This window comes from Streptomyces sp. A0592 (assembly GCF_004795115.1).
Classification (GTDB): domain Bacteria; phylum Actinomycetota; class Actinomycetes; order Streptomycetales; family Streptomycetaceae; genus Streptomyces; species Streptomyces erythrochromogenes.
On the sequence record NZ_SSBM01000005.1, the window covers coordinates 98237 to 121371 of the forward strand.

Annotated in this window: 24 protein-coding genes; 20 read left to right on the forward strand and 4 right to left on the reverse strand. The window is 72.1% G+C overall.

Features of this window, described 5'->3' with window-relative positions; translation table 11 throughout:
- Positions 1-130: 130 nt before the first annotated feature.
- From E6U81_RS09780 to glmM, 8 genes are all read left to right on the forward strand, one after another.
- A complete protein-coding gene (locus E6U81_RS09780) occupies positions 131-1153 on the forward strand; it encodes a DNA-directed RNA polymerase subunit alpha (protein ID WP_007265920.1) in 1023 nt (340 codons plus the stop codon).
- 106 nt (positions 1154-1259) lie between these two features.
- On the forward strand, positions 1260-1721 hold the full coding sequence (gene rplQ, locus E6U81_RS09785) for a 50S ribosomal protein L17 (protein WP_030154710.1): 462 nt from the start codon (positions 1260-1262) through the stop codon (positions 1719-1721).
- 99 nt (positions 1722-1820) lie between these two features.
- Positions 1821-2672, forward strand: coding sequence for a tRNA pseudouridine(38-40) synthase TruA (truA, locus tag E6U81_RS09790; protein WP_136229683.1), 852 nt, complete (start codon positions 1821-1823; stop codon positions 2670-2672).
- 44 nt (positions 2673-2716) lie between these two features.
- On the forward strand, positions 2717-4345 hold the full coding sequence (locus tag E6U81_RS09795; protein WP_136229684.1) for an ATP-binding cassette domain-containing protein: 1629 nt from the start codon (positions 2717-2719) through the stop codon (positions 4343-4345).
- A gap of 30 nt (positions 4346-4375) precedes the next feature.
- Positions 4376-5659, forward strand: coding sequence for a glycosyltransferase family 87 protein (locus tag E6U81_RS09800; RefSeq protein WP_240803736.1), 1284 nt, complete (start codon positions 4376-4378; stop codon positions 5657-5659).
- Positions 5660-5897: 238 nt separating this feature from the next.
- Complete coding sequence (gene rplM / locus E6U81_RS09805; RefSeq protein ID WP_136229685.1) at positions 5898-6341, forward strand: 50S ribosomal protein L13; 444 nt, start codon at positions 5898-5900, stop codon at positions 6339-6341.
- Positions 6342-6383: 42 nt separating this feature from the next.
- Positions 6384-6902 carry a 30S ribosomal protein S9 gene (gene rpsI / locus E6U81_RS09810; protein WP_136229686.1) on the forward strand — a complete coding sequence of 173 codons (519 nt, stop codon included), beginning with the start codon at positions 6384-6386 and terminating at the stop codon, positions 6900-6902.
- 135 nt (positions 6903-7037) lie between these two features.
- Positions 7038-8396, forward strand: a complete 1359-nt coding sequence (gene glmM, locus E6U81_RS09815; RefSeq protein WP_136229687.1) for a phosphoglucosamine mutase — start codon at positions 7038-7040, stop codon at positions 8394-8396.
- A gap of 5 nt (positions 8397-8401) precedes the next feature.
- Here the strand turns inward: glmM and E6U81_RS09820 are convergent, their stop codons facing one another.
- Both E6U81_RS09820 and coaA read right to left on the reverse strand, forming a co-directional pair.
- Positions 8402-9376: a DUF389 domain-containing protein gene (locus E6U81_RS09820; protein WP_136229688.1), complete on the reverse strand. Its 975-nt coding sequence runs from the start codon at positions 9374-9376 to the stop codon at positions 8402-8404.
- A gap of 16 nt (positions 9377-9392) precedes the next feature.
- Positions 9393-10442, reverse strand: a complete 1050-nt coding sequence (gene coaA / locus E6U81_RS09825; RefSeq protein WP_031152760.1) for a type I pantothenate kinase — start codon at positions 10440-10442, stop codon at positions 9393-9395.
- A gap of 263 nt (positions 10443-10705) precedes the next feature.
- On the opposite strand from coaA, the gene E6U81_RS09830 reads away from it, so the two are divergent.
- From E6U81_RS09830 to E6U81_RS09865, 8 genes are all read left to right on the forward strand, one after another.
- Positions 10706-11485 (forward strand): hypothetical protein, encoded by a 780-nt coding sequence (locus E6U81_RS09830; protein WP_136229689.1) that lies wholly within the window; start codon positions 10706-10708, stop codon positions 11483-11485.
- Positions 11486-11593: 108 nt separating this feature from the next.
- Entirely contained in the window at positions 11594-13441 is a 1848-nt protein-coding gene (glmS, locus tag E6U81_RS09835) for a glutamine--fructose-6-phosphate transaminase (isomerizing) (protein WP_136229690.1), read from the forward strand.
- A gap of 21 nt (positions 13442-13462) precedes the next feature.
- Positions 13463-13831 carry a holo-ACP synthase gene (locus E6U81_RS09840; RefSeq protein ID WP_136229691.1) on the forward strand — a complete coding sequence of 123 codons (369 nt, stop codon included), beginning with the start codon at positions 13463-13465 and terminating at the stop codon, positions 13829-13831.
- Positions 13832-13835: 4 nt separating this feature from the next.
- A complete protein-coding gene (locus tag E6U81_RS09845) occupies positions 13836-15239 on the forward strand; it encodes an NAD(P)H-hydrate epimerase (RefSeq protein WP_136229692.1) in 1404 nt (467 codons plus the stop codon).
- 104 nt (positions 15240-15343) lie between these two features.
- Positions 15344-16480 carry an alanine racemase gene (gene alr, locus E6U81_RS09850; RefSeq protein WP_136229693.1) on the forward strand — a complete coding sequence of 379 codons (1137 nt, stop codon included), beginning with the start codon at positions 15344-15346 and terminating at the stop codon, positions 16478-16480.
- Between the two features lie 19 nt (positions 16481-16499).
- Positions 16500-17684, forward strand: coding sequence for an alpha/beta hydrolase (locus tag E6U81_RS09855; RefSeq protein ID WP_240803737.1), 1185 nt, complete (start codon positions 16500-16502; stop codon positions 17682-17684).
- A gap of 49 nt (positions 17685-17733) precedes the next feature.
- Positions 17734-18201: a tRNA (adenosine(37)-N6)-threonylcarbamoyltransferase complex ATPase subunit type 1 TsaE gene (gene tsaE, locus E6U81_RS09860; protein WP_136229886.1), complete on the forward strand. Its 468-nt coding sequence runs from the start codon at positions 17734-17736 to the stop codon at positions 18199-18201.
- A gap of 116 nt (positions 18202-18317) precedes the next feature.
- Positions 18318-18506: a hypothetical protein gene (locus E6U81_RS09865; protein ID WP_136229695.1), complete on the forward strand. Its 189-nt coding sequence runs from the start codon at positions 18318-18320 to the stop codon at positions 18504-18506.
- Between the two features lie 84 nt (positions 18507-18590).
- On the opposite strand, the gene E6U81_RS09870 is transcribed toward E6U81_RS09865, so the two are convergent.
- The gene (locus tag E6U81_RS09870; RefSeq protein WP_168714595.1) at positions 18591-19157 is read right to left on the reverse strand and encodes a hypothetical protein; all 567 of its coding nucleotides are present in this window, start codon (positions 19155-19157) and stop codon (positions 18591-18593) included.
- Between the two features lie 130 nt (positions 19158-19287).
- Between E6U81_RS09870 and tsaB the strand changes: the two genes are divergently transcribed.
- From tsaB to E6U81_RS09890, 4 genes are read left to right on the forward strand one after another with little or no spacing between them, the layout of a single operon-like run.
- A complete protein-coding gene (tsaB, locus tag E6U81_RS09875) occupies positions 19288-19950 on the forward strand; it encodes a tRNA (adenosine(37)-N6)-threonylcarbamoyltransferase complex dimerization subunit type 1 TsaB (RefSeq protein WP_136229696.1) in 663 nt (220 codons plus the stop codon).
- Between the two features lie 26 nt (positions 19951-19976).
- Complete coding sequence (rimI, locus tag E6U81_RS09880; protein WP_030825893.1) at positions 19977-20456, forward strand: ribosomal protein S18-alanine N-acetyltransferase; 480 nt, start codon at positions 19977-19979, stop codon at positions 20454-20456.
- Positions 20449-21600 (forward strand): tRNA (adenosine(37)-N6)-threonylcarbamoyltransferase complex transferase subunit TsaD, encoded by a 1152-nt coding sequence (gene tsaD, locus E6U81_RS09885; protein WP_136229697.1) that lies wholly within the window; start codon positions 20449-20451, stop codon positions 21598-21600. Before rimI ends, tsaD begins: the two co-directional genes overlap by 8 nt.
- On the forward strand, positions 21597-21869 hold the full coding sequence (locus E6U81_RS09890; protein ID WP_206309889.1) for a hypothetical protein: 273 nt from the start codon (positions 21597-21599) through the stop codon (positions 21867-21869). The genes tsaD and E6U81_RS09890 overlap by 4 nt, the downstream gene beginning before the upstream one ends.
- Positions 21870-21902: 33 nt before the next feature.
- Here the strand turns inward: E6U81_RS09890 and E6U81_RS09895 are convergent, their stop codons facing one another.
- The gene (locus E6U81_RS09895) at positions 21903-23093 is read right to left on the reverse strand and encodes a methyltransferase domain-containing protein (protein ID WP_206309890.1); all 1191 of its coding nucleotides are present in this window, start codon (positions 23091-23093) and stop codon (positions 21903-21905) included.
- Positions 23094-23135 lie beyond the last annotated feature (42 nt).

Genomic DNA, 23135 nt, shown 5'->3' on the forward strand with positions numbered 1-23135 from the left:
GTGTCCGGGCGGTACGACCCCTTCGGGGGACGTACCGCCCGTACCCTTGCAGTAGCCGTACCCGGGTCACCCCGGTACGGCCCCCGTCGGGCGTCAAATAGTGGGCGTCCACGAATGAAGGAACACAGACATGCTTATCGCTCAGCGTCCGTCGCTGACCGAAGAGGTCGTAGACGAGTACCGCTCGCGGTTCGTGATCGAGCCCCTGGAGCCGGGCTTCGGTTACACCCTCGGCAACTCCCTGCGCCGTACCCTTCTGTCCTCCATCCCGGGTGCCGCTGTCACCAGCATCCGCGTGGACGGCGTCCTGCACGAGTTCACCACCGTGCCGGGTGTCAAGGAAGACGTCACGGACATCATCCTGAACATCAAGCAGCTGGTCGTCTCCTCGGAGCACGACGAGCCGGTCGTGATGTACCTGCGCAAGCAGGGTCCCGGCCTGGTCACCGCCGCCGACATCGCGCCCCCGGCCGGTGTCGAGGTGCACAACCCGGACCTGGTCCTCGCCACGCTCAACGGCAAGGGCAAGCTGGAGATGGAGCTGACCGTCGAGCGCGGTCGCGGCTACGTCTCCGCCGTCCAGAACAAGCAGCTGGGCCAGGAGATCGGCCGCATCCCGGTCGACTCCATCTACAGCCCGGTCCTCAAGGTCACCTACAAGGTCGAGGCGACCCGAGTCGAGCAGCGCACCGACTTCGACAAGCTGATCGTCGACGTCGAGACCAAGCAGGCCATGCGCCCGCGCGACGCCATGGCGTCCGCCGGAAAGACCCTGGTCGAGCTGTTCGGTCTGGCCCGCGAGCTCAACATCGACGCCGAGGGCATCGACATGGGCCCGTCCCCGACGGACGCCGCCCTGGCCGCCGACCTGGCGCTGCCGATCGAGGAGCTCGAGCTCACCGTTCGGTCGTACAACTGCCTCAAGCGCGAGGGCATCCACTCCGTGGGTGAGCTCGTGGCCCGCTCCGAGGCCGACCTGCTCGACATCCGCAACTTCGGTGCGAAGTCGATCGACGAGGTCAAGGCGAAGCTGGCCGGCATGGGCCTGGCCCTCAAGGACAGCCCGCCCGGATTCGACCCGACCGCCGCCGCCGACGCCTTCGGCGCCGACGACGACGCGGACGCCGGTTTCGTCGAGACCGAGCAGTACTGAGAAAGCTTGCGGGGGGCTCACGCCCCCCGCACCCACCCTCTCGCGACCGCTTGAGGGAACTGACTCCGGTACCTGACACGGCCGGTGCAGATTTGAAGGAGTAACAATGCCGCGTCCCGCAAAGGGTGCCCGCCTGGGCGGCTCCGCCGCGCACGAGAAGCACCTCCTCGCGAACCTCGCGAAGGCGCTCTTCGAGCACGGCCGCATCACCACCACCGAGGCCAAGGCCCGCCGCCTGCGTCCCTACGCCGAGCGTCTGGTCACCAAGGCCAAGAAGGGCGACATCCACAACCGTCGCCTGGTGCTGCAGACGATCACGGACAAGAGCATCGTGCACACGCTCTTCACCGAGATCGCCCCGCGCTACGAGAACCGCCCCGGTGGTTACACGCGCATCACCAAGATCGGCAACCGTCGTGGCGACAACGCCCCGATGGCCGTGATCGAGCTGGTCGAGGCCCTCACGGTCGCCCAGCAGGCCACCGGTGAGGCCGAGGCCGCCACCAAGCGCGCGGTCAAGGAGGCGGAGGCCGTCGAGACCCCCGCCGAGGAGACCAAGGAGGCCTGATCCCCCGGGATCACGCTTGCTTGAACGGCTCTGAACGGGCCCGCCCCCTTCCGGGGCGGGCCCGTTCTGCATATGGGTGATTCTGAGAGGATCGGTCACGTGAGTGACGAGGTGGAGCCCGGGCACGTCCGGGTACGGCTGGACCTGAGCTACGACGGCAAGGACTTCTCCGGCTGGGCGAAGCAGCGCACGCTGCGGACCGTCCAGGGGGAGCTGGAGAGCGCCCTGCAGACCGTGATGCGGCTGACGGAGCCGGTCGAGCTGACCGTGGCCGGGCGCACGGACGCGGGCGTGCACGCCCGCGGGCAGGTCGCGCAGTTCGACCTCGCCGAGGAGGTCTGGGCCGAGCACCACGACAAGCTGCTGCGCCGCCTCGCCGGCCGCCTGCCGCACGACGTACGGGTGTGGAGGGTCGCCGAGGCCCCCGAGGGCTTCAACGCGCGCTTCTCGGCCATCTGGCGCCGCTACGCCTACCGCGTCGGCGACCACCAGGGCGGCGTGGACCCGCTGCGCCGCGGCCACGTCCTCTGGCACCAGTGGCCCCTCGACGTGGATGCCATGAACGAGGCCGCCGCCGCGCTGCTGGGCGAGCACGACTTCGCCGCCTACTGCAAGAAGCGCGAGGGCGCCACGACGATCCGCACGCTTCAGCAGCTCAGCTGGGAGCGCGCCGAGGACGGCATCATCACCGCGACCGTCCGCGCCGACGCCTTCTGCCACAACATGGTCCGCTCCCTGGTCGGCGCCCTGCTGCACGTCGGCGACGGCCACCGGCCCACCGACTGGCCCGGCAAGGTGCTGGCCGCCGCCGTACGGGACTCCTCGGTGCATGTGGTCAAGCCGCACGGGCTGACCCTGGAGGAGGTCGGCTACCCGGCCGACGAGCTGCTGGCCGCCCGCAGCAAGGAGGCGCGCAACATGCGGACCCTGCCGGCCGCCGGCTGCTGCTGAGCCGCGGCGAAATCGTTTGGGCGGATCGCGCGCCGACCTGGACAATGCCCGGCATGGGACATCTCGAAGCCAGCCACCTGGAGTACTACCTTCCCGACGGGCGGGTCCTGCTCCCCGACGTCTCCTTCCGCGTGGGGGAGGGGGCGGTGGTCGCCCTGGTGGGGGCGAACGGCGCCGGCAAGACCACCCTGCTGAAGCTGATCTCCGGCGAGCTGCAGCCGCACGGCGGCGGCGTCGCCATCAGCGGCGGCCTCGGCGTGATGTCCCAGTTCGTGGGCTCCGTACGCGACGAGACGACCGTACGGGACCTGCTGGTCTCGGTGTCCCAGCCGCGGATCCGGGAGGCCGCGAAGGCCGTCGACCGCGCCGAGCACCTGATCATGACGGTGGACGACGAGGCCGCGCAGATGGCCTACGCCCAGGCCCTCAGCGACTGGGCCGACGTGCAGGGCTACGAGGCGGAGACCCTGTGGGACGTCTGCACGATGGCCGCGCTGGCCATCCCGTACGACTCCGCGCAGTTCCGCGAGGTGCGCACGCTGTCGGGCGGGGAGCAGAAGCGGCTCGTGCTGGAGGCGCTGCTGCGCGGGCCCGACGAGGTGCTGCTGCTCGACGAGCCGGACAACTACCTCGACGTCCCCGGCAAGCGGTGGCTGGAGGAGCAGCTGAGGGCGACCCGCAAGACGGTGCTCTTCGTCTCCCACGACCGGGAGCTGCTGACCCAGGCCGCCGAGAAGATCATCAGCCTGGAGGCGAGCCCGACGGGCTCCGACGTGTGGGTGCACGGCGCCGGCTTCGCCACCTACCACGAGGCCCGCAAGGAGCGCTTCGCCCGCTTCGAGGAGCTCAAGCGGCGCTGGGACGAGGAGCACGCCCGCCTCAGGGCCCTGGTGCTGCGGCTGCGCAACCAGGCCGCGAGCAGCCCCGACATGGCCTCGCGCTACCGGGCGATGCAGACCCGCTTCCAGAAGTTCGAGGAGGCCGGGCCGCCGCCGGAGCCGCCGCGCGAGCAGGACATCAAGATGCGGCTCAAGGGCGGCCGGACCGGCGTGCGCGCGCTGACCGTGGAGAAACTGGAGCTCACCGGTCTGATGAAGCCGTTCTCCCTGGAGATCTTCTACGGGGAGCGCGTCGCGGTGCTCGGCTCGAACGGCTCCGGCAAGTCGCACTTCCTGCGGCTGCTGGCGGGCGAGGACGTCAAGCACACCGGTGCCTGGAAGCTGGGCGCACGGGTGGTTCCCGGCCACTTCGCGCAGACGCACGCCCACCCGGAGCTGTTCGGCCGCACCCTCGTCGAGATCCTGTGGACGGAGGCCGCCAAGCCGCTGGGGCAGGCGATGGGGGCCCTGCGCCGCTACGAGCTGGAGCGCCAGGCCGAGCAGCCCTTCGAGAAGCTCTCGGGCGGCCAGCAGGCGCGGTTCCAGATCCTGCTGCTGGAGCTGGCGGGCACCACGGCGCTGCTGCTGGACGAGCCCACGGACAACCTGGACCTGGAGTCCGCGGAGGCCCTTCAGGACGGCCTGGAGTCCTACGACGGGACCGTGCTGTGCGTGACGCACGACCGCTGGTTCGCGCGCACATTTGACCGTTACCTGGTCTTCGGTTCGGACGGTGTTGTGCGGGAGACTCAGGAGCCCGTCTGGGACGAACGCAGGGTCGAACGCAAGCGCTGAGCGGTGGCTGAGCGATGAGGGAGGGGCGTCGTGGGCCTGAGGCCTGGCATCTGGCTCATGAGGTGGGAGGCGGCGGCCCCGGGGAACCGGCTGATCGCGTGGCTGCTGCGGCCGGCCCCCCGGTCCTGGCGGGTGCTCTCCCTGGCGGTGCTCCTGGGGATCTGCGTCTCCACGAGCCTGCGGGCGAACTGGGGCTCGGACAACGCCTTCGTCGTCAAGGCGGCGCAGACGCTGCTGGAGGGCGGGTCGCCGTACGAGGACAAGCGCTTCCTGTACCTGCCCAGTGCCGTGCTCATGGCGGTGCCGGAGGCGCTGGTGCCGCGGGGCGTGCTGCGCTGGATCCTGCCGGTCGGGATGGCGGGTCTGCTGGGCGTCGGCTGGCTGGCGGCCCTGCGGCTGTTCTCGGTGCCGCTGCGCTCGCGGTTCGCGGTCGGCGGGTTGGCCGTGTTCGCCCTCGCGTACAAGCCGTGGGTGAACCTGGTGCTGATCGGCAACTGGACGGCCGTCTCGGCGGCCGCGCTGCCCGTGGCGCTGCTGCTCGCGCACCGCGGGTCGTGGGGGCGGGCCGGGCTGGTGGTCGGGCTGGCCATCGCCTGCAAGCCGATGCTGGTGCCGATCGGGCTGCTGTTCCTGCTGGCCCGCCGGTGGCGGGGGCTGGCCGCGGCGGTGCTGGTGCCGCTGGGGCTCTCGCTGGCCGGGGCGCTGCTGATGCCGAGCCCGTCGCTGTTCTTCACCAAGACCCTGCCGTTCCTGCTCCAGGGGCAGGACGCGTACGCGCTGCCCTGGGACGCCTCGCCGATAGCGGTGCTGCCGCGGCTGGGGGTGCCGCAGCCGCTGGCGGTGCTGGTGGCCTTCGCCGGGGCCGCGGCCGGGCTGTGGGCGGCCTGGGTGCGGTGGCGGCGTACGGAGCAGGACGCGGACGCCGGTGAGCTGCGTCTCGTGGAGACGGCCTGCATGGTGATGCTCGCCGCATTCCTGGTGTCGCGGCCGTCCTTCGACCACTACCTCCTCGTGGTGCTGCCGCTGCTGCTGGCCTCGGCGGTACGGCCGGGTTCGATGCCCCGATCGCCCTGGTTCTGGCTGGCGTTGACACCCCAGCTGGCCCTGGTGCCGTGGCCCTCGGAGCTGGCCCACAAACGGCGTGCCTTCAAGGACTGCGCCACCCTCTGCGGGCTCGCGTTTGTGCTTGCGCGTCGTGCACTGCGCTCCGGGCGGGTTACTCTGGAGCCCGTAACAACTGCGGGGTCCCCATCCAGGACCGAACCGGAGTGCGCCGCGACGCCAGCAGCATCGGCATCGCGGACCGCGTTTTGACCCGTACGGGTCTGCTTGGGTATCCTGCTGGTTTGTTATGCGTATTGGCTTTCTCATTCTCACGTGAAAGGGCCTTACGCCGGTCCACCGGACCGATGACCAGCAGTTGGCCGTTCACTCGGGTTGCGTCCCCGATGTGAGCGAGGGCTGTCGTGATCGTCCGTGGTGACCCTGTCAGGACCTTCCCGCCGGGCTAGCGCCCGTGGGATACCACCACTGAAGAAGCGAAGGCATACGCGTGCGTACGTTCAGCCCCAAGCCCGGCGACATCTCGCGCCAGTGGCTCGTCATCGACGCCCAGGACGTTGTCCTCGGCCGTCTGGCGACCCAGGCCGCAGCCCTCCTGCGCGGCAAGCACAAGCCGACTTACGCCCCCCACATGGACATGGGCGACTTCGTCATCATCGTCAACGCCGACAAGGTTCACCTGTCCGGCAACAAGGCGTCGCAGAAGATGGCCTACCGCCACTCCGGCTTCCCGGGTGGTCTGCGCTCCGTGCGTTACGACGACCTGCTGGCGAACAACCCGGAGAAGGCCGTCGAGAAGGCCGTCAAGGGCATGCTCCCCAAGAACACCCTGGGCCGTCAGATGCTCTCGAAGCTGAAGGTCTACTCGGGCGATGTGCACCCCCACGCTGCCCAGCAGCCGGTGCCGTTCGAGATCACCCAGGTCGCGCAGTAGTTCCGGCCACCCCCTAAGACGTAGAAAATTCTGAGGAGCATCGTGGCCGAGACCACCGCCGAGACGACCGTCGAAGAGTTCGAGGGCAACGTCGAGGAGTACACCAGCGAGTCTGAGGTCGCCGTCGAGGGCGACTACACCTCCGAGTCCCTTGCCGGTCGCTTCGGCGACCCCCAGCCGGCTGCCGGCCTGGGCCGTCGCAAGAACGCCATCGCCCGCGTCCGGATCGTTCCGGGCACCGGCAAGTGGAAGATCAACGGTCGCACCCTTGAGGACTACTTCCCCAACAAGGTGCACCAGCAGGAAGTCAACGAGCCCTTCAAGCTCCTCGAGCTTGACGGCCGCTACGACGTCATCGCCCGCATCTCGGGTGGCGGCGTCTCCGGCCAGGCCGGCGCCCTGCGCCTCGGTGTGGCCCGTGCGCTGAACGAGGCGGACGTGGACAACAACCGCCCGGCGCTGAAGAAGGCCGGCTTCCTCTCCCGCGACGACCGTGCGGTCGAGCGCAAGAAGGCCGGTCTCAAGAAGGCCCGTAAGGCTCCGCAGTACAGCAAGCGTTAATCTGCGCCTGCTGTTCTGCAACGAAACCGCCCCGGCAGCACTCTCTGTGCTGCCGGGGCGGTTCGTTTACCGCCACAAGCGGCAAATACCTGACACAAGCGGTCATACGCGAAGCGCAAACTCGGGAGGACAACAGTGGGACGACTCTTCGGGACGGACGGTGTACGCGGCGTCGCCAACGCGGATCTGACGGCGGAGCTCGCGCTCGGCCTCTCCGTGGCGGCTGCCCACGTACTCGCCGAGGCGGGCACTTTCGAGGGCCACCGGGCGACCGCCGTGGTCGGCCGGGACCCCCGGGCCTCCGGCGAATTCCTCGAGGCCGCCGTCGTGGCCGGCCTGGCGAGCGCGGGCGTGGACGTCCTGCGCGTCGGTGTGCTGCCCACCCCGGCGGTGGCGTATCTCACCGGTGCGCTGGGCGCCGACCTCGGCGTGATGCTCTCCGCCAGCCACAACGCCATGCCCGACAACGGCATCAAGTTCTTCGCCCGCGGCGGCCACAAGCTCGCCGACGAGCTGGAGGACCGCATCGAGTCGACGTACGAGCAGCACCGCACCGGTGCGCCCTGGGACCGGCCCACCGGGTCCGGTGTCGGCCGCGTCTCGGACTACACCGAGGGCTTCGAGAAGTACGTCTCCCACCTCATCGGCGTCCTCCCGAACCGTCTCGACGGCCTGAAGATCGTCCTCGACGAGGCGCACGGCGCGGCCTCCTACGTGTCGCCCGAGGCGTTCGCCCGGGCCGGCGCGGAGATCGTCACGATCGGCGCCGAGCCGGACGGCCTGAACATCAACGACGGCTGCGGCTCCACCCACCTCGGCCTGCTCAAGGCCGCCGTGGTCGAGCACGGCGCCGACCTGGGCATCGCGCACGACGGCGACGCGGACCGCTGCCTGGCCGTGGACGGCAACGGCGCGGAGATCGACGGCGACCAGATCCTCGCGGTGCTGGCGCTGGCCATGCGCGAGGCCGGCCAGCTGCGCGAGAACACCGTGGTCGGCACCGTGATGTCCAACCTGGGCTTCAAGCTGGCCATGGAGGGCGAGGGCATCCAGGTCGTGCAGACCGGGGTCGGCGACCGGTACGTGCTGGAGTCGATGAAGGAGCACGGCTACGCGCTCGGCGGCGAGCAGTCCGGCCACGTGATCATCCTCGACCACGCGACCACCGGCGACGGCACGCTGACCGGCCTGCTGCTCGCGGCGCGGGTCGCGGCCACCGGCAAGTCCCTCGCCGAGCTGGCGGGCGTCATGCAGCGGCTGCCGCAGGTCCTGATCAACGTTCCCGACGTGGACAAGTCCCGGGTGACGACCTCGGCCGAGCTCGCGGTCGCGGTGACGGATGCCGAGCGCGAGCTGGGCACCACCGGCCGGGTGCTGCTGCGTTCGTCCGGTACGGAGCCGCTCGTACGGGTGATGGTCGAGGCCGCCGACATCGAGCAGGCCCGCGCCGTCGCCGGCCGGCTCGCGGACGCCGTGAAGTCGGCGCTCGGCTAGACGGCCTAGAGGACGCCTCCACCAGGTCTGCGTGGCGCACCCGGCTTCCGGATCATCCGGTTCTGCTGGGTGCGCCACAGCAGTTTCCAGGCCATGAGGGTGAGCGTCCCCGAGAGGATGATCCCGCCGAGGTTGAGCGCCAGCTGGATGCCGGAGCCCCACATCTGGCCGAGGTCGCCGTAGCCGAGGGCCACGGCGGCGTTGGCGGCCGCCGGGACGGTGGTCACGGAGATCGCCACGCCGACCAGGGCGCCGGCCTTCGCGGACGTCAGCGAGAGCATGCCGGCCACGCCCGCGAGCAGCGCCACGACGAACGAGAACGGGTCGGGCTGCCAGATGAAGCTGGTGTTCGGCCGTTCGTTCTCCAGCAGGTGCTCGTGGAAGAGCCCGAGGGCGTCCATGGCCAGGCTGAAGGCCGTCGTCGCGACGATCGCCGCCGTGAATCCGACCGCCAGCGCGATGAACGAGCGCCAGGCCAGCCGGGGCCTGCGCTGCACGAGGCCGGTGCAGATGCCGGCGAGCGGGCCGAACTCGGGGCCCACCGCCATCGCGCCCACGATCAGCACGGCGTTGTCGAGCACGACACCGCACGCCGCGATCATCGTCGCCAGGATCATGAAGGCGGCGTAGGTGATGGTGAGGGTGGACTCCTCGTGCGTCGACTCCGCGAGCTGTTCCCAGACCACCGCGTCGGCCGCCTCGCCCGGCGCTTCTTCCTCGGCCTCGTCGGCCCGCGTGGAGATCGACAGGTCGATGTTCTCGACGGCGATCGAACCGGTCCTGTCGATACCGAGGGAACGCATCTCCTGGAGCAGCTCGTCGGCCGCCTCGCGGGCGACGTCGCAGAGGACGAGGTCGCCCGCCGGGTCGCGGGCGGCGCCGGCGAGGACGACGAGGTGGGTGGTGCCGACCGTCCGGTCGATCACCTCCACCACCTGCTCGGTGAGGTGGTGCGGGGTGATCATCCGCAGATGCAGCATGCCCGCACCCTAACCACTACAGCTTGCGCAGGCTCAGCTTCTGGACCTTGTGGTCCGGTCCCTTGCGGACGACGAGGGTGGCCCGGCCGCGGGTGGGGGCCACGTTCTCCAGCAGGTTGGGCCGGTTGATCGTCCGCCACATCGTCTGCGCGTACTCCATGGCCTCCTCCTCGGAGACCTGCGTGTACTTGCGGAAGTACGAGAACGGGTTCTGGAAGGCGGTCTCGCGCAGCTTCCGGAAGCGGTTGAGGTACCAGCGCTCGATGTCCTCGGGGCGGGCGTCCACGTACACGCTGAAGTCGAAGTAGTCGGCGAGGGCGACGCGGGTCCGGCCGTCGGTGCCGGGCAGCGCAGGCTGGAGCACGTTGAGGCCCTCGACGATGAGGATGTCCGGGCGGCGTACGACGAGCTCCTCGCCCGGCACGATGTCGTAGATCAGGTGCGAGTAGACCGGGGCCCGCACCTCGTCCTTGCCGGCCTTGATGTCGGCGACGAAGCGGGTGAGCGCGCGGCGGTCGTAGGACTCGGGGAAGCCCTTGCGGGAGGTGAGCCCGCGCCGCTGGAGCTCCTTCATCGGGTACAGGAACCCGTCGGTGGTGACCAGCTCCACGCGGGGGTGCTCGGGCCAGCGGGCGAGCAGTGCCTGGAGCAGGCGCGCCACGGTGGACTTGCCGACGGCGACCGAGCCGGCGACCCCTATGACGAAGGGGGTGCCCGCTTGTGAACCGTGGCCGTTGCCGGCGTCGCCGAGGAAGGTGTTGAGGGTGCCCCGCAGGTTGCTGGTGGCGCCGACGTAGAGGTTCAGCAGGCGCGAGAGCGGCAGGTACACGTCGCGGACCTCGTCGAGGTCGATGACATCGCCGAGGCCGCGCAGGCGCTCCACCTCGTCGGCGGTCAGCGGCAGCGGGGTCCGCTCGCGCAGGGCGCTCCACTCGGCCCGGGTGAGGTCGAGGTAGGGCGAGGCCTCGGGGCCCCGGCGGTGCGCGGTCCGCGGGGGCTGCGCGTCCCGGCCGGTGTGCTCCGTTGCACCCTCGGGCGTGTTGCTTCGTGGCGGCGAAGTGATCACACCGCCATTGTCGGGGCTGGGGGGCGGTTGTGGGTGGTGGGGTCGGTCACGTGACCAAGGGGACATCTGGCCACGGGGTCTCGATTCGGGGGCCGCACGGTCTCGCCCCGGTCACGATCGACTTCGGACGGCGTTTTCGGGCGAGTCGCTGTCGGTGGGGGCACGTACCGTTGATCACCGCGGTTCCGGCGAGCCCCTGGGGAGGGGGTGCCGTACGAGCCCGTATCGACCGTCATCGCATCACCCTGTGGGGGAGATTTTCCGTGCGCAGCACCCTGATCCGCCGTTCCGTCATCGCCGCCTCCGCCGTCTCGCTGGCCCTCATGGCCACCGCCTGCGGCTCCGACAAGGCCGACACCGGGGCCGACGCCAAGCCGTCGGCTCCCGCCTCGTCCGCCCCCGCCGCCGCGGCGGCCAAGGGCAAGACGGACGCCGAGCTGGCGTCCCTCCTGATCACCCAGGCCGAGGCCCCGAAGGACACCGTCGTCAAGGCGCCCACCGCGGCCCAGGTCGCCGCCCTCGCGGCCACCACCGACAAGGCCGAGTGCAAGCCGATCGTCCAGGCCTCCTCGATGGCGCCCCAGGGCACCTCCACCGGCGTGGCCCGCACCAACGTCGGCGGCACCTCCGGCAAGCCCGCCGACCCCAACGCCTCGGAGGCGGACAAGCTGAAGGCCGGCCTGGAGATGCTCACCGGCGTCACCGGCACCGCCGTGACCCTGACCTCCTACGACGGCAAGGGTGCCGAGGAGGCGTTCGCCGCCTTCAAGACGGCGGGCACCGCCTGCGCCGGCGGGTACACGATGACGCAGGACGGCGAGACCGTGAAGATCAACAAGGTGACGCCGGGCGACGCCGTCACGGCCGGCGACGAGGCCGTGTCCCTCATCGCCGACTTCAGCGACGCCGAGGCCTCGATGGCCGCCCAGCTGATCGTGGTCCGCAAGGGCAACACCCTCGCGACGTTCTCCGTGCAGAACCTCTCGGGCAAGCCGGAGTTCCCGAAGGCGGTCGTCGACGCGCAGGCCAAGAAGCTCGGCTGACCCCGGCCGGCCCGCACCCCGACCCCGTTCCGGCAGCTCTGCCGGGGCGGGGTTTTCGGCGTGTTCAGGTACGGGGCAGACGGCCGACCACGGCGTACGCTGCGCCCTATGTGCGGAATTGTGGGTTACGTGGGAGCGCAGTCTGCGCTCGATGTGGTCATCGCCGGACTCAAGCGACTGGAGTACCGCGGCTACGACTCGGCAGGGGTCGCCGTACTCGCAGACGGCAGCCTGGCCGCCGCCAAGAAGGCCGGCAAGCTCGTCAATCTGGAGAAGGAACTGGTCGCGCACCCGCTGCCGGCCGGTTCCACGGGACTCGGGCACACCCGGTGGGCGACCCACGGAGGGCCCACCGACGTCAACGCCCACCCGCACCTCGACAATTCGGGGCGCGTGGCCGTCGTCCACAACGGCATCATCGAGAACTTCGCCGCGCTGCGGGCCGAGCTCGCCGAGCGCGGACACCGGCTGGAGTCCGAGACCGACACCGAGGTCGTCGCGCACCTGCTGGCCGAGCAGTTCTCGGCCACCGGCGACCTCGCGGAGGCCATGCGCCAGGTGTGCCGGTGCCTCGAAGGCGCGTTCACCCTGGTGGCCGTGCACGCGGACGAACCGGACGTGGTGGTCGGCGCGCGCCGCAACTCCCCCCTGGTGGTGGGCGTCGGCGAGGGGGAGAACTTCCTCGCCTCGGACGTCGCCGCGTTCATCGCCCACACCCGGTCCGCGATCGAGCTGGGCCAGGACCAGGTCGTCGAACTCCGGCGCGAAGGGGTCACGGTCACCAACTTCGACGGCACGGCCGCCTCCGTGCGGGCGTACCACGTCGACTGGGACGCCTCGGCGGCCGAGAAGGGGGGATACGACTACTTCATGCTCAAGGAGATCGCCGAGCAGCCGAAGGCCGTCGCCGACACCCTCCTGGGCAGGATCGACGGGAGCGGCTCGCTCAGCCTGGACGAGGTGCGCATCCCCGTCTCGGTCCTCAGGGAGGTCGACAAGGTCGTGATCGTGGCCTGCGGTACGGCCTACCACGCGGGCATGATCGCGAAGCTGGCCATCGAGCACTGGACCCGCATCCCGTGCGAGACGGAGCTGGCGAGCGAGTTCCGCTACCGCGACCCGATCCTGGACCAGCGGACGCTGGTCGTGGCGATCTCGCAGTCCGGCGAGACCATGGACACCCTGATGGCGCTGCGCCACGCACGCGAGCAGGGCGCCAAAGTGCTGGCCATCTGCAACACGAACGGCTCGACGATCCCGCGTGAATCGGACGCCGTGCTCTACACGCACGCCGGTCCCGAGGTCGCCGTCGCCTCGACCAAGGCCTTCCTGACCCAGCTCGTGGCCTGCTACCTGGTCGCGCTGTACCTCGGGCAGGTCCGCGGCACCAAGTGGGGCGACGAGATCGAGGCGGTGATCCGCGAGCTGTCGGACATCGCCGCCGCCGTGGACACCGTCCTGGAGACCATGGAGCCGGTACGGGAGCTCGCGCGGTCCCTCGCCGACAAGAACACCGTGCTCTTCCTCGGCCGGCACGTGGGCTACCCGGTGGCTCTGGAGGGCGCGCTCAAGCTCAAGGAGCTGGCGTACATGCACGCCGAGGGCTTCGCGGCGGGTGAGCTCAAGCACGGGCCCATCGCACTCATCGAGAAGGACCTGCCGGTGGTCGTGGTCGTCCCCTCGCCGCGCGGCCGCTCGGTGCTCCACGACAAGATCGTGTCGAACATCCAGGAGATCCGGGCGCGCGGGGCGCGGACCATTGTGATCGCGGAGGAGGGCGACGAGGCGGTCGTCCCGTACGCGGACCACCTGATCCGCATCCCGGCGACGCCGACGCTGCTCCAGCCGCTGGTGTCGACGGTCCCGCTGCAGGTGTTCGCCTGCGAACTGGCCACGGCCCGCGGCAACGAGGTGGACCAGCCGCGTAACCTCGCAAAGTCCGTGACCGTGGAGTAGTCGGGTAGTGGGGTAGGCCTCGTGATTGTCGGCGTCGGGATCGATGTGGCGGAGATCGAGCGGTTCGGGGCTGCGCTGGAGCGCACGCCGGGCCTGGCCGGGCGGCTGTTCGTCGAGGCCGAGCTGACGCTGCCGAGCGGCGAGCGGCGCGGGACCGCGTCGCTCGCCGCTCGGTTCGCCGCCAAGGAGGCGCTGGCCAAGGCGCTCGGCGCGCCCGCCGGCCTGCTGTGGACCGACGCCGAGGTCTACGTGGAGGACAGCGGGCGGCCCCGGCTGCGGGTGTCGGGGACGGTGCAGGCGCGGGCTCTGGCGATGGGCGTGAAGTCCTGGCACATCTCGCTGAGCCACGACGCAGGTGTGGCCTCCGCGGTGGTGATCGCGGAGGGTTGACCCCATGCGTACTGCTTACAGCGTGGAGACCGTACGGGCCGCAGAACGGGAGCTGATGGCCCGGCTGCCGGAGGGCGCCCTGATGCTGCGGGCGGCGGCCGGACTGGCCGCCGTCTGCGCGGGCCTGCTGACGCGGCGGCGCGGCCGGGTCTACGGGGCGCGCGTGGTGCTGCTCGTCGGCCCCGGCGACAACGGAGGCGACGCCCTGTACGCCGGCGCCCGGCTGGCGCGCCGCGGCGCCGGGGTGACGGCCGTGCCGATGGACCCCGAACGGATGCACGCCGGCGGCCTGGCCGCGCTGGGGGCCGCCGGCGGGCGGGTGGCGCAGGCCGTACCGCAGCGGGCGGACCTGGTGGTGGACGGACTGCTCGGGATCGGCGGGCGGGGCGGGCTGCGGCCCGCGGGCGCCGCGCTGGCGGAGCGGATCCCGCCGGGGGTCCCCGTGGTCGCCGTGGACCTGCCCAGCGGGGTGGACGCCGACACCGGGGAGGTGGCGGGACCGGCCGTCACCGCCGACGTGACGGTGACGTTCGGGGCGTACAAGCCGGGTCTGCTGATCGACCCCGGAGCCTCCCGCGCGGGCGCGGTGCACCTCGTGGACATCGGTCTGGAGCTGCCGGAGCCCGAGGTGGAGGCCCTTCAGCACGCGGACGTGGCCGGGCTGCTGCCGGAGCCGACGGCGTCGAGCGACAAGTACCGGCGCGGCGTCGTGGGGATCGTCGCCGGATCGGGGCAGTACCCGGGAGCGGCGGTGCTGGCCGTGGCGGGAGCCCTCCGAGGCGGCGCGGGCGCGGTGCGCTACGTGGGCCCGGCGGCGGACTCCGTCCTGGCGCGCTACCCCGAGACGCTGATCGGGCCCGGACGGGTCCAGGCGTGGGTGATCGGCCCGGGCCTGGGGGAGGGGCGCGCCGGCGAGGTCGCGGACCTGCTCGCGGGCGACGCGGCGGTACTCGTCGACGCCGACGGGCTGCGCGGTCTGGACCCGGCGGTGCTGCGCGCGCGGACGGCCCCGACCCTGCTGACCCCGCACGCGGGGGAGGCGGCGGCCCTGCTGGGGGTGGCGCGGGAGTCGGTGGAGGCGGGCCGGCTGGCGGCCGTACGGCGGCTGGCCGAGCGGTACGGGGCCACCGTCCTGCTGAAGGGTTCGACGACGCTGGTCGCCCCCGCGGGCGCCCGGCCGGTCCGGGTGAACCCGACGGGAACGCCGTGGCTGGCCACGGCGGGCAGCGGGGACGTGCTGTCCGGACTGGCCGGGTCCCTCCTGGCGGGCGGGCTGTCCGGCGCGGACGCCGGCGCGGTGGGCGCGTACCTCCACGGCCTGGCGGCCCGCCGTACGGGCGGGCCCCTGCTCGCCCACCAGGTGGCCGAAGCCCTTCCCGCCGCCTGGCAGGACACCGCCCACCCCTGACCCCGCTCACCGGAGCTCGGACCCGCACCCCGCGGGGGAGGAATTGTCCGCCTCTTCGGCCGCCCGCACCAGTGCCGGGCGGGGATTCTGAGAGACTGGGGGCGATGAACGAGACACCGACGCGCGTGTACGCGGAGATCGATCTTGACGCCGTGCGGGAGAACGTGCGCGCACTGCGCGAGCGGGCGCCCCGGGCCGAGTTGATGGCCGTCGTCAAGGCGAACGCCTACGGGCACGGGGCAGTGGAGTGCGCCAGGGCCGCCCAGGAGGCCGGTGCCGCCTGGCTGGGGACCGCCACCCCGGACGAGGCCCTCGCGCTGCGCGCCGCCGGGATCGAAGGCCGGATCATGTGCTGGCTGTGGACCCCCGGCGGGCCCTGGCGGGAGGCCGTCGAGGCCGACCTGGACGTCTCCGTCAGCGGCATGTGGGCCCTGGACGAGGTGCGCGAGGCCGCCCGCGCGGCCGGCCGCACCGCCCGCATCCAGCTCAAGGCGGACACCGGCCTCGGCCGCAACGGCTGCCAGCCCGCCGACTGGGAGGCCCTGGTCGGGGCGGCCGTCGCCGCCCAGGCCGAGGGCACCGTCAAGGTCACCGGCCTCTGGTCGCACCTCGCCTGCGCCGACGAGCCCGGCCACCCCTCGATCCGGCTCCAGCTCGACGCCTTCCGCGAGATGCTCGCGTACGCCGAGAAGGAGGGCGTCGACCCCGAGGTCCGGCACATCGCCAACTCGCCGGCCACCCTCACCCTGCCCGAGTCCCACTACGACCTGGTGCGCTGCGGGCTGGCCGTCTACGGGGTCTCGCCGGCGCCCGAGCTCGGCACCCCGGCCCAGCTGGGCCTGCGGCCCGCGATGACCCTCAAGGCCTCCCTCGCGCTGGTCAAGACGGTCCCCGCCGGGCACGGGGTGAGCTACGGCCACCACTACACCACCAGCGGGGAGACGAGCCTGGCGCTGGTTCCGGCCGGCTACGCCGACGGCATCCCGCGCCACGCCTCGGGGACCGGCCCGGTGCTCGTCGGCGGCAAGGTCCGCCACGTCGCCGGACGCGTCGCCATGGACCAGTTCGTGGTCGACTTGGGAGAAGACCGCGCCCGCGCCGGCGACGAGGTCGTCATCTTCGGCGACGCGGAACGCGGTGAACCCTCCGCCGAGGACTGGGCACAAGCGGCACACACGATCGCGTATGAGATCGTCACCCGTATCGGTGGCCGCGTGCCCCGGGTGTACCTGGGCGGCTGAGCGGAGTGAGGGCGGCGGCGTGAGCGAGAACTGGCGCAGGGCCGGCTGGGCCGGCGCCGCCATCGGCGTGATAGCCGCGGGTGCGGCGGCCGGTGTCGCGGTCGAGCGGATCACCGTCGGACGCGGCATGCGCAGGAAGGCCCGCCTGGCCCTCGACGCCGCGGGGGACTACGGCTCCCTGCGCGGCACCGAGGGCACCTGCCGGGCCGAGGACGCCACCGAGCTCTACTACGAGGTCGACGAGCTCCCCGAGGAGGGCAAGCGGCGCCGGCTGCGGCGCAAGGCAGAACCCCCGGCGACCGTCGTCTTCTGCCACGGCTACTGCCTCGCCCAGGACTCCTGGCACTTCCAGCGGGCGGCCCTGCGCGGAGTGGTCCGCGCGGTCTACTGGGACCAGCGCAGCCACGGGCGCAGCGCGCGCGGCCTGGCCCAGGCGGACGGCGAACCGCTCACGATGGAGCAGCTCGGCCGGGACCTGAAGGCCGTCATCGACGCCACCGCCCCGGAGGGCCCGCTGATCCTGGTGGGTCACTCGATGGGCGGAATGACCATCATGGGATTCGCCGAGCAGTACCCGGACCTCGTGCGCGACCGCGTCGTCGGCGTGGCCCTGGTCGGGACCTCCAGCGGCCGCCTCGGCGAGGTGACGTACGGGTTGCCCGCCGCCGGCGTGGGCGCCGTGCGCAGGATCCTGCCGGGCGTGCTGAAGGCGCTCGGATCGCAGGTGGAACTGGTCGAGAAGGGCCGGCGGGCCACCGCGGACCTCTTCGCCGGCATGATCAAGATGTATTCGTTCGGCTCCCGGGACGTGGACCCGGGCGTCGCGCGCTTCGCGGAGCGGCTCATCGAGGCCACCCCGATCGACGTCGTCGCGGAGTTCTACCCGGCCTTCCAGACCCACGACAAGACCGCCGCGCTCCAGCAGTTCGCCGGCGTACCGGTCACCGTCATCGCCGGGGACAAGGACATGATCACCCCGCCGGGGCACAGCGCGGCCATCAAGGACGTGCTGCCCGCCGCCGAACTCGTCGTCCTGGAGTCCACCGGGCACCTGATGATGCTGGAGCGCCCCGAGACCGTGACGCGGCTGCTGACCGAGCTGCTGGCCCGCACCGGGGCGGTGCCGGTCCCGGTAGCGACTAACGTTGGCGCGCATGGAAGAAGTACCGCTGGAAGCACAGCGCAGCCAGGCCCCGGAAGCTGAGTCCGGGCGCGGCGCGCAGACCCTGATCACCGTCGACTCCCCCGGGGCGATGCAGGAGTTGGGCCGCCGGATCGCCGGCCTGCTGCGCCCCGGCGACCTCGTCCTGCTGACCGGCGAGCTGGGCGCGGGCAAGACCACGCTGACCCGGGGCCTGGGCGAGGGGCTGGGCGTGCGCGGGGCCGTGACCTCGCCGACCTTCGTGATCGCCCGGGTGCACCCCTCGCTGACCGGCGGGCCCGCGCTGGTGCACGTGGACGCGTACCGCCTGGGCGGCGGGCTGGACGAGATGGAGGACCTGGACCTCGACGTCTCGCTGCCCGAGTCCGTGGTCGTCGTGGAGTGGGGTGACGGCAAGGTCGAGGAGCTCTCCGACGACAGGCTGCACGTGGTGATCGCGCGGGCCGTCGGCCACGAGGAGGTCCTGGACGACGTACGGGAGGTCTCGGTGCGGGGGGTCGGAGCGCGCTGGGGCGCCGGAGCGGGGCTGGAGGCCCTGGCCGGAGCGTTCTCGGAGTAAACGTGCCGACAACTCGTCGGCAAGATATTGCGTTGGCGGCAGCCCTCGTGATGACATGGTACCGAGAGTTTCTTAGGTATGCCTAAGTACGGCGTCCCGGGGTCCAGGAGGCAGCCATGTCGGCACCAGCAGGAGCACAGCGCCACCCCCGCCCGTCCACCGTCTCCATGTACGCGCTGCTGGCCGCGGGCGTGGCCGCCACCGCCGTCTCGACGCCGCCCTCGCGCGAAGAACGCCTCCCGCGCGAGGCCGAGCCGCAGGCCTGCGTACGCGAACAGGCCGCTCCGGAATCCGAAGCGGCCTGAAAGGACCCCGAACGGGGCCGGAGGGCTCGTCCCGGGCACCCGGCCTCGGCCGGTCGCCCGTACGGGTGAAGGAAGCGCGTACCGTCAGGGAACGACGACGACCTTGGAGTTGATCGTCGCGAAGGCCCACATCGCGTCGCCGTCGGCCCGCGACATGCGGATGCCGCCGGTCTTCTTGTTCGGGTCGGGCTCCGGCGTCGAGCCGTCCACGCGGGCGCTGAAACCGACCGCCACACCCTCCTGGGTGGCGAACCGGACCACGTGCTCGATCGGCACCCCGTCCGAGCCCGTGACCGAGCCCGAGCGCGAACCGACGAGGTAGGTGCCCGGCTTCGGGTGCACCGTGCTCGGCATCACCGTGAACGACCTGAGCTGCTGTTGCTGCGCGGCGTCCCCCACCAGCCACACCCGCTTCTGCCCCACCGAGTACACGACGCGCACACCCGTGCCGGAACCCTCGGGCACGGACACCGGCTTCGCCGGGTCCTGCTTGCCCGCGGCCGCCGGGCTCGCCGCCGGGGCCGGCTCCTGCGCGGCCGCCTGCGGGGGATGCGCCGGCGCCGTCGCGGAAGCCTGGTAGCCGAGGAAGCCGACGGCTGCGATCGCCGCGGCGGTGAGCCCGGCCACGATTCCCGAGCTGCTGCGTGCCACCTTGCTCCACCTCTCCGCGCTGACGCGATCCCTTGTGATCCCTCTGTGATCCCTCGGTCGAAAGGTAGCAGCCGCCCCGCTCCACGACCGGGCGCAAGGGGTGCGGCCGCCGGAGTCGTAGGCTGTTCGCGTGCTCTTGCTCGCTGTAGATACCGCCACGCCCGCCGTCACCGTCGCCCTGCACGACGGCGAGTCCGTCCTCGCCGAGTCCGACCAGGTCGACGCCCGCCGCCACGGGGAGCTGCTGATCCCCTCCGTGGACCGCGTCCTCGCCGAGGCCGGCCTGAAGCTCGACGCGATCACCGGCATCGTGGTCGGCGTCGGGCCCGGCCCCTACACCGGACTGCGCGTCGGCCTCGTCACCGCCTCCACCTTCGCCGCCGTACTGGGCGTGCCCGTCCACGGCCTGTGCACGCTGGACGGACTCGCCTACGCCGCGGGCACCGCAGGGATCGAGGGCCCCTTCACCGTCGCCACCGACGCGCGGCGCAAGGAGGTCTACTGGGCACGCTACGAGGACCCGCGCACGCGCGTCGGCGAGCCCTCCGTGGACCGCCCGGCGGACATCGCCGAGCAGGTCGCCGGCCTGCCCGCGGTGGGCCAGGGCGCACTCCTGTACCCCGAGGTGTTCCCGGACGCGCGGGGCCCCGAGCACCAGTCGGCCGCCGCGCTGGCCTCCCTGGCGGCGGAACGGCTGGCCGCGGGCGCGGAGTTCCTTCCCCCGACCCCGCTCTACCTGCGCCGCCCCGACGCGCAGGTGCCCAAGAACTACAAGGTGGTCACCCCGAAGTGACCACGGCCGAGACGGTTCTGCGCGAGATGCGCTGGTGGGACATCGCACCGGTGCTGGAACTGGAGCACGACCTCTTCCCGGAGGACGCCTGGTCCGCCGGGATGTTCTGGTCCGAACTGGCCCACGCGCGCGGCCCGCAGGCCACCCGCCGCTACGTCGTCGCCGAGACGCCCGACGGCCGCCTCGTCGGCTACGCCGGACTGGCCGCCGCCGGCGACCTGGCCGACGTACAGACCATCGCGGCCGCCCGCGACCAGTGGGGGACCGGGCTCGGCGCCCGGCTCCTGACCGACCTGCTGCGCGCCGCCACCGCGTTCGAATGCGCCGAGGTGCTGCTGGAGGTGCGCGTGGACAACACGCGCGCCCAGAAGCTCTACGAGCGCTTCGGGTTCGAGCCCATCGGCTTCCGGCGCGGCTACTACCAGCCGGGCAACGTCGACGCGCTCGTCATGCGACTGACCGACCCCGCACAAGCACGAACTGAGAGCAGTGAGAGCAATGGCTGACGAACCGCTCGTCCTCGGCATCGAGACGTCCTGCGACGAGACCGGCGTCGGCGTCGTCCGCGGAACCACCCTCCTCGCGGACGCGATCGCGTCGAGCGTCGACGAGCACGCCCGCTTCGGCGGCGTCGTGCCCGAGGTGGCCTCGCGGGCCCACCTGGAGGCGATGGTCCCCACCATCGAACGCGCCCTGAAGGAGGCCGGTGTCAGCGCCCGCGACCTCGACGGCATCGCGGTCACGGCCGGGCCCGGCCTCGCCGGGGCGCTGCTGGTGGGCACCTCGGCCGCCAAGGCCTACGCGTACGCCCTCGGCAAGCCCCTCTACGGCGTCAACCACCTGGCCTCGCACATCTGCGTCGACCAGCTGGAGCACGGCCCGCTGCCCGAGCCCACCATGGCGCTCCTGGTCTCCGGCGGGCACTCCTCGCTGCTGCTGGCCCCCGACATCACCTCCGACGTACGGCCGCTCGGCGCGACCATCGACGACGCCGCGGGCGAGGCCTTCGACAAGATCGCCCGTGTGCTCCAGCTGGGCTTCCCCGGCGGCCCGGTCATCGACCGGCTCGCCAAGGAGGGCGACCCGAAGGCGATCAACTTCCCGCGCGGCCTGACGGGCTCGCGCGACCCCGCGTACGACTTCTCCTTCTCCGGGCTGAAGACGGCCGTCGCCCGCTGGATCGAGGCGAAGCGCAACGCGGGCGAGGAGGTGCCGGTGCGCGATGTGGCGGCGTCCTTCCAGGAGGCCGTCGTGGACGTCCTGACGCGCAAGGCGATCCGGGCGTGCAAGGACGAGGGCGTCGACCACCTGATGATCGGCGGCGGTGTGGCGGCCAACTCGCGGCTGCGCTCGCTCGCCCAGGAGCGCTGCGACGCCGCGGGCATCACCCTGCGCGTGCCGCGGCCGAAGCTGTGCACGGACAACGGGGCGATGGTGGCCGCGCTCGGCGCCGAGATGGTCAAGCGGAACCGGCCGCCCTCGGACTGGGACCTGTCGGCGGACTCCTCGCTGCCGGTCACGGACCCGCACGTGCCGGGGACGTCCCACACGCACGGCCACGCGCACGGAAACGGCCACTCGCACGGTCACGGTCATGACCACGACCACGACCACGTGCACGAGCTGAGCAAGGACAACCTCTACTCGTGAGCACCGTCGCGCTGATGTGGGAGGCCCGGGCGGCCGACGGCCGGGGCAACGAGCTGCTGGAGTGGGCCCGCGCCCAGGTCCTCGCCCGGGACCCGGTACGCCGCGAGGTGTTCCGGGCCCCGCAGGACCGGGTCCTCGTCATCACCTGGTGGGAGGCGGCCGAGGGGGTCGCGGCGGACCTGCCCGAGCTGCCCGAGCCGGCCGCCGACCTGATCACGCGGGCGGTGCACCGCTGGCGGTTCGAGTCGGTGGAGGTCGAGGGGGGCTGACCCCGGAGCGTCGGGGCGCCCCGGCCCGGGCGCCTACGCCCCGGGCGGCACGGCCGGCGCCGGTGCGCCGATCAGCATCGAGGGGGCGCCCGCCACCCGGGTCAGGAAGACGGTCGCCGAGTTCGGGCCCTGCGGCTTGACCTTCTTACGCAGCTCCTCGGGCTCGATGGCCGAACCGCGCTTCTTCACGGTCAGGATCCCGACCCCGCGCTCGCGCAGCAGGGCCTTCAGCTTCTTCATACCGAAGGGCAGCACGTCGGTGATCTCGTACGCGGTCGCGTACGGCGTCGTCCGCAGCTCGTCCGCGGTGATGTAGGCGATCGTCGGGTCGATCAGCCGGCCGTCCAGCTGCTCGGCGACCTCGGCGACCAGATGGGCGCGGATCACTGCGCCGTCGGGCTCGTAGAGCCAGCGGCCCACCGGCCCGGCCTCCGGGTCGGGCAGCGGATCGGCGGTGTGCAGCTCGCGCGGCCCGGGCAGCAGGGTGGCGCGCACGGTCCCGGGGGCGGTGCCGAACCAGAGCACGGCCTCCTTGACGTCCCCCTGGTCGGAGATCCACTCGGCCTCGGCCTCCGCCGGGACCGCCTCGTGCGGGATCCCGGGGGCGATCTTGATGGCCGCGTACTTCGCCGCACGGGCCGTCCCGACGGCCCACGACAGCGGCGGTGAGTAGGACTCCGGGTCGAAGATCCGCCCGCGGCCCCCGCGCCGGGCCGGGTCGATGAAGACCGCGTCGTAGCCGGCGGTGTCCACCTCCGTCACGTCGGCCTCCCGGACCTCGATCAGGTCCGCCAGCCCCAGGGCCTCGGCGTTGGCGCGCGCGACGGCGACCGTCAGCGGGTCGCGGTCCACCGCGAGCACCCGGATGCCGAGCCGGGCCAGGGCGAGGGCGTCCCCGCCGATGCCGCAGCACAGGTCCGCCACGCTGCGTACGCCGAGGGCGGCGAGCCGCTCGGCCCGGTACGAGGCCACCGACGCGCGGGTGGCCATCTCGCCGCCGCCGGGGGTGAAGTACATCCGGAAGGCGTCCTCGGCCCCGAACTTCGCCACCGCGCGCTGCCGCAGCCGGGCCTGCCCGAGGGCCGCGGAGACCAGCCCGGCGGGGTGCTCGCGGCGCAGCCGGGTGGCGACGGCCAGCTCCTGGGCGGGGTCGTGGTCGCGGAGCGAGTCGAGGAGGGCGCGGCCCTCGGGGGCCAGGAGGGCGGCGAAGTCTTCGGGGGTCACGGGTCCATTGTCGGCGACGGGGTGTGTGGGCCGGTCGGAGGA